This window comes from Gabonia massiliensis (assembly GCF_001403595.1).
In the GTDB taxonomy this organism is placed as follows: Bacteria; Bacteroidota; Bacteroidia; order Bacteroidales; family Coprobacteraceae; genus Coprobacter; species Coprobacter secundus.
Genome location: NZ_LN877939.1, coordinates 854,218 through 861,907 on the forward strand (window position 1 = coordinate 854,218; position 7,690 = coordinate 861,907).

Genomic DNA, 7,690 nt, shown 5'->3' on the forward strand with positions numbered 1-7,690 from the left:
AAGGCTGGATCAAAAAATATTGATCCAGCCTATTATTTTATCTTAATATCGTATTATATATATCATCGAAAGAGATGTCGAGACCATTTATCTCGACCTCGCTGCCTCCCCCGGAGACAAAAGCATAAACGAAATACTTGTACGATTTCACAACCCGACCGAAGACGATATCCCTCTTGCCTGCGACACTGCCCGACACACGATTTACCAATTGGAACGCCACGCCATCCGACGAGCCGAAGATAAAACAATCTACCTCTCCGGTCACGAGACTTCGGAGTATACTGCGCGAAAGCCGCTTATAGGCCTGCCCCGAAAGTTTCAGCGGACGGGTCACCCAAGCAGCCGCCCGGGCAGCGCCGCTCTCCGAGGTCAGGTCGAGCACCCGGCCCGGGGAGTCGACGGCATAGAGTGCCGGATAGTGGTCTATCAGTGCCGTTATGCATCCGTCCCTCCGGCTCCACAGTCCTGTATCTACCCCGTACACGTAGTAATAATCATACTCTCCGGAAGTAATGTATATCTCCTTCTCGGAGTAAGAAAATCCCGCCCGGGCACTTCCGAGATAGTGCAGGAAGGTATCTGCCGCGGAGCAATCGATGCCGTGCAACCCCAGCGCTTCCGTCCACGCCCCGGGGAGGTACATGGCGGCCGGTTTGCCGTCCAAGGCTTCCGACAGGCACGACGTCCGCGAACCGGCGAGCAGCATCAACCCCTTCCCGGAGGCAAAGGCTACGGCCGAGTCCAGAGGGGTAATGCTCGACGGGCTGCTGCATACGTCCCGGCTTACGGGCGATTGGCTGGCATAGACTACTTCTCCTGTGCCGGTCTCCAACGCCCAGATGCCTTCTGTGGTAAATACGTACAGGGGGAACTGCCCGAACTGTCCCTGCGAGAGTGCCGCCGTGGCAGACGCCATGCCGATAATCTGCCCGTTGCCCACCGTATAGGTCTGCTCGGCAGGGAAGACAAACGGGGAGTCGAGAGCCGACACTTTGAGCTTGTTGGTAGCACGCTCCACAGCGTTTCTCTCTTCGGGATACGCTACCGGGCCGCCGGGCTCGGCAAAGGCTTTCCATATGGGGTCAAGTGTGGGGTTTATGTAACAGGCCGAGTTCAAGAACTCGTTGGGCTTCAGCTCGAACTCGAACCGGACATAGTCCCTCTCCCCGCAAAGGCATACCACCACCATCTTATAGGCCCGCGAGTCGGGATACGACAGATAGGGATTGATACCCCGCAGGCGGAATCCCTCGGCCCGGGATACCACGACGGCATCGCCCAAGTCGGTCTTGATATACGTCTCTATATACGACAGGGCAACTGTATTGCTGTCGGCGACGGCAGGCGACGGCAAAGGGATGTCTACGGCATTGAAGCGGCTCTGCCCTATGTTGAAATCTTTGGGTGTAAATCCGCTGAACAGTTTGGTGGCAATGTCTCCCAGATGCAACCGGGAGTTGTATGTAAAGGCGGAGTTTGCCGTAACGGTGTTGTGCGAGAACTCATCGTCGGGCAGGCGGTCTTGCTGCAAGAGGTTGTCGAGCTTGCCCTTCAGGTCGAGCTCTCTGGAGACATCTGCATTCAAGGACGAAGTCTTGATGCTGTCCACCAGGCGGAAGTCGGCCGTCTCGGCGATTTTCTGCACCCGGTCCTCATGCGCAAAAGGATAATACTTCGACAGCCCCCGTTTCTTGTCCGGCTCATCAGTGAAAATAAACGGTTCGCCAAGATGGTATCTGTCTGTATAATCGTATGGCGAGACTTCCGCCATAAAGATGTCTACCGACTCTATCACCTCCCGGGTGCTGTACAGGACGTCATTTTTCGCGACATCCATCTTTATCTTATAGGCATACGTCCCGTAATACCAGTCGTTGTCTCCGGCACTGTGCCCGTCATAGTCGCCATAGTACTCGTACCGGTCGAGATAGAGGCTCTGCATCCCTTCGCTGCCGACAAGCAGGACAGGCTGCGACTGGCAGATATACGAGCCGTCGTACAGCCGGTAAGCATACCGCAGCAGGCACTGGCATCCGACGAAGCCCTCCGACTTCATATCGGAGAGGGCCTGCAATATCTTGCCGTCGACCGGAGTATCATCATTCTCGACCTTTGCTATGTTGTCATAGCGGTACAAGTGAGGATAGTAGACGTCTTTCCCTACCGGCTCGGTCGTAAACTGTATGTCGAGCGGAGTGCGTATGTCCTGTATCTGCGTATAATGTCCCCCTGTGTACAGGAAATAAAGCACATCGGAAGAGGTCACCAGGATGAGAATGTTGCCGATCGACTTCACCTCGCGGGGCAAGTCTATATCTGCAATCTTTTCCCCGACAGCGACCAACTCCCCGCCTTCTTTTTCCATTTCCAGATAAAGTGCCCCTCCGCAATACGATATCCAATGCTCATACCCGCTGTTGTCATGGATGTAAAGCATACGGTAATCATCTTTTGTGCCCGGGATGGCATCCCCGGCGACAAACAAGACCTCATTTTCCTTGGCCGGCATGTACCTGCCGTACTTTTTCCGCAGATTGACCACATCATGCATCTCACCGTCGGCTGACATCTCCGATGCCGTATGGCGGGTGATTCCGCCTAAATCGATACTTTTCACTGTCATATTTATTTATTTTTTTGTTTTACCCCACACAATCGCCTCTTTCAAGGCCTTGGCATACAATATTTTTTCTTCTTTTGTTAGAAAACTTACTTTTAAAGCCAATTTCCACGCAATTTTATCTATATCCTTCATATCTCGAAAAAATAAGGCGGAATCATCAGACTCCGCCAGGTTGATTATTTTATTAAAGCAAGTTGTTTTTTTGATTTTACTACTTCAAACATTTTAGCAAGAAAATCGAGGCCTTTTTGTGTAACGAGCACTTTTATTACCGTGAATCCGTCGTGATTGTTTCTATCTATATATTTTTCTTTTAGTTCGAAGTATCCCCGGTCTATATATTCTTGTTTTGGTTCATTTCGGTTTTTAAAGAATATTCCTTTTTCCCGGAGCCTGCGGAACATAGTATTTCTACCGAAGGACAATTGAAGTATTTTAGCGGCTTGTCCGATGTCTATTTTTTGGTCGGTATCCAGAATTTTATCCATAAGTTCGGCCTTTGGTTCGAGAATCCTGTTTCGATGTTCCAAGTCTTTTAGTTTTTCGTTTTTCTTTTTAATTGTTTCTTGTGCGACCAATATGGCTCGTGCCATAATTATTTCTGGAGTATCTTCTTCTGAAGATGCTATATAACCTCCTGTTTTACGGATAGAGGGTAGGACTTCACTTGTTACCCATTTTCGAAAAGGTTTTACTTTAGGTGATGAACTTTGCAAAATAACATCATAAAATCCTGATTCTGTAACAAAATTGGCCTTTGAGTTTCCATTCATACCCTCTGTATAATTTAGGGCGTGTAAATCAATAAGTTGTACATCTTCGGCATCTAACCGATTTTTAACGGTTGAAGGATTTTGTAAATCTAACACCTTACAAATATCTGCAAGACAAAATAAAGGTTCTTCACTGGTTCCGGATACTCTCACTTCTCCAAAACTTTCGTTTTTAAATAATTGAACATTCATGATTATTTGATTTAAATTTTAGACAATAAAAGGTTTAGACAATCCCGGTGCGGATCGTCCGAATGATAGTTTTTACAGAATTCAGCGAATTTGTCAAGTAGACTGCTCTACAAAATCAAAAAGGAACACAGTATCTTTGTCCGGTGTTCCTTCTTGATATTCATCCATGAATTTTTTCAGCCTTTTGTTATTCTTCTTTGCCCACCATCGTGGCCAAGGAATCCATTTGTAGCCTCTGTAATTTTTGAAACAGTCTACTATTGAAAGTTGAGGTCTATTGTTGGAATATATATATTTCCATGAAGATTTTTTTATAAGTTCCCAAATAATATTGTAGTTATTCTTAATAATAGGATATATATGTTCTATAAATAAATTGAATAAATCGAAATCATCTATATTATTATTAAATGTATCATCATACACAAACCTAATATAGATTGTTTCTGTTTCATTTATATATGCAAAAATAGATAAAAGTAAAACAATCTGATTTACTGAGGGAGTGTATTCTACCAACCCGTGACAATAAAAAAACAGTCCTAATTCTTTATCATATCTTATTCTGAAATCAAGATATCTTACCCCATGCTCGAGCTGTTCATCTATTGTCAACTTCTGGCATTTTGACGTAAAGTTAATTAGTCTCATCCACCATTTGCGTGGTTTAAGGTATGTGTTCGCGTTGTGCGCTCCGAGTATTTTTTCCATTATTTTAAAGATTTAATATATTCTATTCTTTTTAAACATTGAGGGCAAGTAACCTCTTTTATAGACCCTTTATATTCATCTCCTATAGCTTCAAATCCTTCTATATCTAAATGAGAATCTGGAATTGCATTTCCACAAAATGTATATTCCCCTCCGTGACATGTTTCGTCAACTAAACAAACATATTCAGTATATTCCGAATATTCGTCCCCATATCCCATTTTTTGTAATGTTGCTCTAACCTTTTTCATAATTGCTCTATTGTGTTATAACTACATAATATTTCAAAATAATTTTTCTCCTTGTATTTTTTAAATCTTTCTTCTGTCTTAAAAAGGTTAGTTAACGTTTTATCTCCTGAAAAATATTCTTCCTCAGTTATATTTTCATACTCCGAGAATTCTTTAATGCAATACATGGCTCTTGCCTGATTAGCAATATATCTATTTTTAGCAAATAATCTATGTTTGCGCCCTAAGAAGAAGAAATAAAATACCTTTTTCATTATAAGTCATTTTTTAATGTCATTTCTCCTAAAAAAGGTGTGAACTCGCTTTTATCCCATTTTTCACTATATATACCAACTACAAAATCATCAGTTTCTGTATAACATATAGCTCCTTTTAGATAATCGCCATTATCTAAAGCTATAATCATAATACCTAATTTTGGGTTCCACATTAAAAGCGGGTAATCTTCCCAAGTAAGGTTAATCTTTTTTATTTGTTCCTTAATCATTTCATTATTTGCTTTTGTTTTTTAATATTACTTCATCTTCAAAAGGACAAAATTCTGATTTTTCCCAGTATTCGTAGTATTTTCCAATTGGATGTTCTGGGTTATCAGAACATACTACAGTTCCCTTTAAATAATCACCATTTTCTAAGGCTATAATAATAACATTTAATTCTGGATTAAACGCTAAAATAGGGAATTCTTCCCAAGAGATGTCCGCGTTATTTATTCTTGTCTGTATCATTTTCTTGTATTTTTATATGTTTGACAATACTACTTTATCGCTGGAAATAGTGAAATTAAATGCAAACCACTCTTCGCTATAATATCCAATTTTATACTCTTTTTGTGTTGAAAAACATACTGTCCCATGTAAATATGCTCCGACTTTAGTATTCCAAATCTTTTACTTGTTCTATTATTTCTGCTTTCATAATAAATTATTTTTTATCTTTAAATTCGTTCCACCTTCTGGCTATTTCTTCGCCAAATTTTGACGCATCATCAAAAGTTTCTATAAAATCAACAAACAAATCATTGCTAAATAATTTTACCCTTGCTATTGGTATATTAAATCCGTCATCTGATTCTAAACACAAATCTATCCTTCCCCTATTTTTCGATGTGACGCAATTCATTCTTACTTTTTTTGTATCAAAACAGCCTTCTAAATAATCTATTTTTGGTGTAATTATCATGGTTATTCTTGTTTAGTATTCAACATATTTTTAATTTCTTCTATCGTCTCTACTACATTTATCATCTCGCCATTATTCATCGTTACAATACTTCCAGTGCAATGATGGGAATAACTTGATACAAGTTTTATACTATCTGTGTATATTAATATAGAGCAAAGTTCCTTTTTTGAACATCTGTAATTATAAAAATAATAATGTAGTTTAATATACTTTCCCATACAATTTATTTTTAAATTCCACATAATAAGAAAATAGTTATCATAGATATTATTACAGCATAAGATAATAAGTATGTATATTTAATCTTTAAAAGTTTGAGTCTTTCTTCTAAATTAACCACCCGTTTACTTAGTCCAATGCAATTCTTTTCAGTAATATTTTTATCCCTTAATCTTTTTGTGTATAGTCTAAAATTTTCTTCCATCCATTCTTCTATTTTTGGTTCAATATCATTTAAAGCATTATAAATATCTTCTTTTTCTCCACCTCTGATAAATCCAATAGGAGCTGTGAAGTTTTTTGAATTGGGATATTCGTTAAACTCAATTCTTACAAGGACTCCATTTTCTTGCATAAAAATGCGTTCAGCTTCTTTTTTAATTTCTTCATCTGTCATCCTTGCTTTTTCTACCAGTTCGTCATAATCAAATCTATCTATTATGACTACATTTTCTATTTCTGCCATGTCTATTTATTTTTAAATTTTGCACAGTAAGGTCTAATTCCTACAGAACGATATATATTTAAGACATTGCAAAACACCATGAAGTCTGTTACTTCTCCTGCGTTTTTGCAGTTTCTACAGTCGCACGATTTAGGAATTTCTTTCTTTTTCACTTCTATTTAAGTCTTTTTATAATATATTTGTTACTATTCATTATATCATCAAATGTAGGAATCGACATCCATAAATCATTATCACTTATATTACAATCAAAATCGTCTCCGTCTTCTGTATCCCATGCTTTATCATAGGCATTATAAACATTTAGTTTAGGCTTAAAATGGTATGCTTCAAGCCTTGTTAAAACTAATTCATCATGTTCAGGCTGTTGTTCACTAATACTAATCCAAGGCAAATTATTCTCTTTTATTAAAAATTCCTTATTAATTCTCTCGATAAATGCTTCATTTTTAATAATGGTTAATAATCCTCCTACTCCTTTATCTAAATTTACTGATATGATATCTCCTGCTGGGATATTACTATTTAAAGCTATTTCAGTAATTCCAATTCTTCTTTGAGATAATAATATATATTTTTTAGGCAAAAGTGTTAATAGTCTGTAGTATGTCCATGCTGGGATATTTTTGTACAAAATATTGCCTTTCCTACATTCAGGTTCTAATTCTTTATATGGCAAAATGCCGTATGTTTCTTCTTCTCCGTCTCTTATACCCGTTAAATACGTCATATCAGAAGTCTCAGGATTAAGCCCAAGTTTTAATAAACTTTTTGACTGTTCTAATGTCGTGCAGAAATTAAAATCATCATATATATTTATATTCTCTTTTGTTCCCATAATTCATATCATTTTTTTGAAGTTTTTCAATTATTTTATTTTGGTATTCCACTAACTCCTCAAGTTCTTTTATCTCGTTCTCTAAATACCAAAAAAACTATTTTCATTTGATTCATATTTTCCGAATGTTATAGTTACATATTCAAGTTTTTGTTCTTTAGACCATTTTTGAATTTGTCCTTTTTTGAACCTTATTTCTGCTTCAAATCCTTTTGCCTCTAAAAATTGTGCAACAGATATCGCGGACTTAATCAATTCTTCAGGATTGCCGGATTTCCCAGCATCGATAATTTTTAATTCTGCTTCTTTAATTTTTTCTAAAAAATTCCCCATAAGTTATTATTTTAATTGGTTAATTAAATTCATTAATCCTCTACCGTCTTTAATAGTCTTTCCAGTTCCCCATCCTGAATAAGGGAAGTACTTTAC

12 protein-coding genes are annotated in these 7,690 nt (G+C 38.6%); all 12 read right to left on the minus strand.

From position 1 onward, the window contains the following. Positions 1–37: 37 nt before the first annotated feature. Positions 38–2,626, minus strand: coding sequence for a hypothetical protein (locus tag BN2628_RS08230; protein WP_055096793.1), 2,589 nt, complete (start codon positions 2,624–2,626; stop codon positions 38–40). Between the two features lie 6 nt (positions 2,627–2,632). Continuing rightward, on the minus strand, positions 2,633–2,758 hold the full coding sequence (locus tag BN2628_RS17590) for a hypothetical protein (RefSeq protein ID WP_257606431.1): 126 nt from the start codon (positions 2,756–2,758) through the stop codon (positions 2,633–2,635). A 44-nt stretch (positions 2,759–2,802) separates the two neighbouring features. Beyond that, positions 2,803–3,591 carry a phage antirepressor gene (locus BN2628_RS08235; RefSeq protein ID WP_055096794.1) on the minus strand — a complete coding sequence of 263 codons (789 nt, stop codon included), beginning with the start codon at positions 3,589–3,591 and terminating at the stop codon, positions 2,803–2,805. Positions 3,592–3,684: 93 nt separating this feature from the next. After that, entirely contained in the window at positions 3,685–4,302 is a 618-nt protein-coding gene (locus tag BN2628_RS08240) for a PI-PLC domain-containing protein (RefSeq protein ID WP_055096796.1), read from the minus strand. Further along, positions 4,302–4,553: a hypothetical protein gene (locus BN2628_RS08245; protein ID WP_055096798.1), complete on the minus strand. Its 252-nt coding sequence runs from the start codon at positions 4,551–4,553 to the stop codon at positions 4,302–4,304. Before BN2628_RS08245 ends, BN2628_RS08240 begins: the two co-directional genes overlap by 1 nt. Then, positions 4,550–4,807, minus strand: a complete 258-nt coding sequence (locus tag BN2628_RS08250) for a hypothetical protein (RefSeq protein WP_055096800.1) — start codon at positions 4,805–4,807, stop codon at positions 4,550–4,552. Before BN2628_RS08250 ends, BN2628_RS08245 begins: the two co-directional genes overlap by 4 nt. Continuing rightward, positions 4,807–5,040, minus strand: coding sequence for a hypothetical protein (locus BN2628_RS08255; RefSeq protein WP_055096802.1), 234 nt, complete (start codon positions 5,038–5,040; stop codon positions 4,807–4,809). Before BN2628_RS08255 ends, BN2628_RS08250 begins: the two co-directional genes overlap by 1 nt. A 4-nt stretch (positions 5,041–5,044) precedes the next feature. After that, positions 5,045–5,281, minus strand: coding sequence for a hypothetical protein (locus BN2628_RS08260; protein WP_055096803.1), 237 nt, complete (start codon positions 5,279–5,281; stop codon positions 5,045–5,047). 196 nt (positions 5,282–5,477) lie between these two features. Beyond that, positions 5,478–5,735: a hypothetical protein gene (locus BN2628_RS08265; protein WP_055096805.1), complete on the minus strand. Its 258-nt coding sequence runs from the start codon at positions 5,733–5,735 to the stop codon at positions 5,478–5,480. A gap of 232 nt (positions 5,736–5,967) precedes the next feature. Further along, positions 5,968–6,423 (minus strand): hypothetical protein, encoded by a 456-nt coding sequence (locus BN2628_RS08275; protein ID WP_055096810.1) that lies wholly within the window; start codon positions 6,421–6,423, stop codon positions 5,968–5,970. Between the two features lie 154 nt (positions 6,424–6,577). Next, on the minus strand, positions 6,578–7,261 hold the full coding sequence (locus tag BN2628_RS08280; RefSeq protein WP_055096812.1) for a hypothetical protein: 684 nt from the start codon (positions 7,259–7,261) through the stop codon (positions 6,578–6,580). An 81-nt stretch (positions 7,262–7,342) separates the two neighbouring features. Further along, positions 7,343–7,594, minus strand: a complete 252-nt coding sequence (locus tag BN2628_RS08285; RefSeq protein ID WP_055096814.1) for a hypothetical protein — start codon at positions 7,592–7,594, stop codon at positions 7,343–7,345. Between the last annotated feature and the right edge of the window lie 96 nt (positions 7,595–7,690).

What these genes read in the sequence shown, in the direction of transcription:
- BN2628_RS08275 (WP_055096810.1), bottom strand. Translation starts at nt 6,423, where the DNA reads ATGGCAGAAATAGAAAATGTAGTCATAATAGATAGATTTGATTATGAC.
- BN2628_RS08235 (WP_055096794.1), bottom strand. Translation starts at nt 3,591, where the DNA reads ATGAATGTTCAATTATTTAAAAACGAAAGTTTTGGAGAAGTGAGAGTA.
- BN2628_RS17590 (WP_257606431.1), bottom strand. Translation starts at nt 2,758, where the DNA reads ATGAAGGATATAGATAAAATTGCGTGGAAATTGGCTTTAAAAGTAAGT.
- BN2628_RS08245 (WP_055096798.1), bottom strand. Translation starts at nt 4,553, where the DNA reads ATGAAAAAGGTTAGAGCAACATTACAAAAAATGGGATATGGGGACGAA.
- BN2628_RS08255 (WP_055096802.1), bottom strand. Translation starts at nt 5,040, where the DNA reads ATGATTAAGGAACAAATAAAAAAGATTAACCTTACTTGGGAAGATTAC.
- BN2628_RS08230 (WP_055096793.1), bottom strand. Translation starts at nt 2,626, where the DNA reads ATGACAGTGAAAAGTATCGATTTAGGCGGAATCACCCGCCATACGGCA.
- BN2628_RS08280 (WP_055096812.1), bottom strand. Translation starts at nt 7,261, where the DNA reads ATGGGAACAAAAGAGAATATAAATATATATGATGATTTTAATTTCTGC.
- BN2628_RS08250 (WP_055096800.1), bottom strand. Translation starts at nt 4,807, where the DNA reads ATGAAAAAGGTATTTTATTTCTTCTTCTTAGGGCGCAAACATAGATTA.
- BN2628_RS08265 (WP_055096805.1), bottom strand. Translation starts at nt 5,735, where the DNA reads ATGATAATTACACCAAAAATAGATTATTTAGAAGGCTGTTTTGATACA.
- BN2628_RS08285 (WP_055096814.1), bottom strand. Translation starts at nt 7,594, where the DNA reads ATGGGGAATTTTTTAGAAAAAATTAAAGAAGCAGAATTAAAAATTATC.
- BN2628_RS08260 (WP_055096803.1), bottom strand. Translation starts at nt 5,281, where the DNA reads ATGATACAGACAAGAATAAATAACGCGGACATCTCTTGGGAAGAATTC.
- BN2628_RS08240 (WP_055096796.1), bottom strand. Translation starts at nt 4,302, where the DNA reads ATGGAAAAAATACTCGGAGCGCACAACGCGAACACATACCTTAAACCA.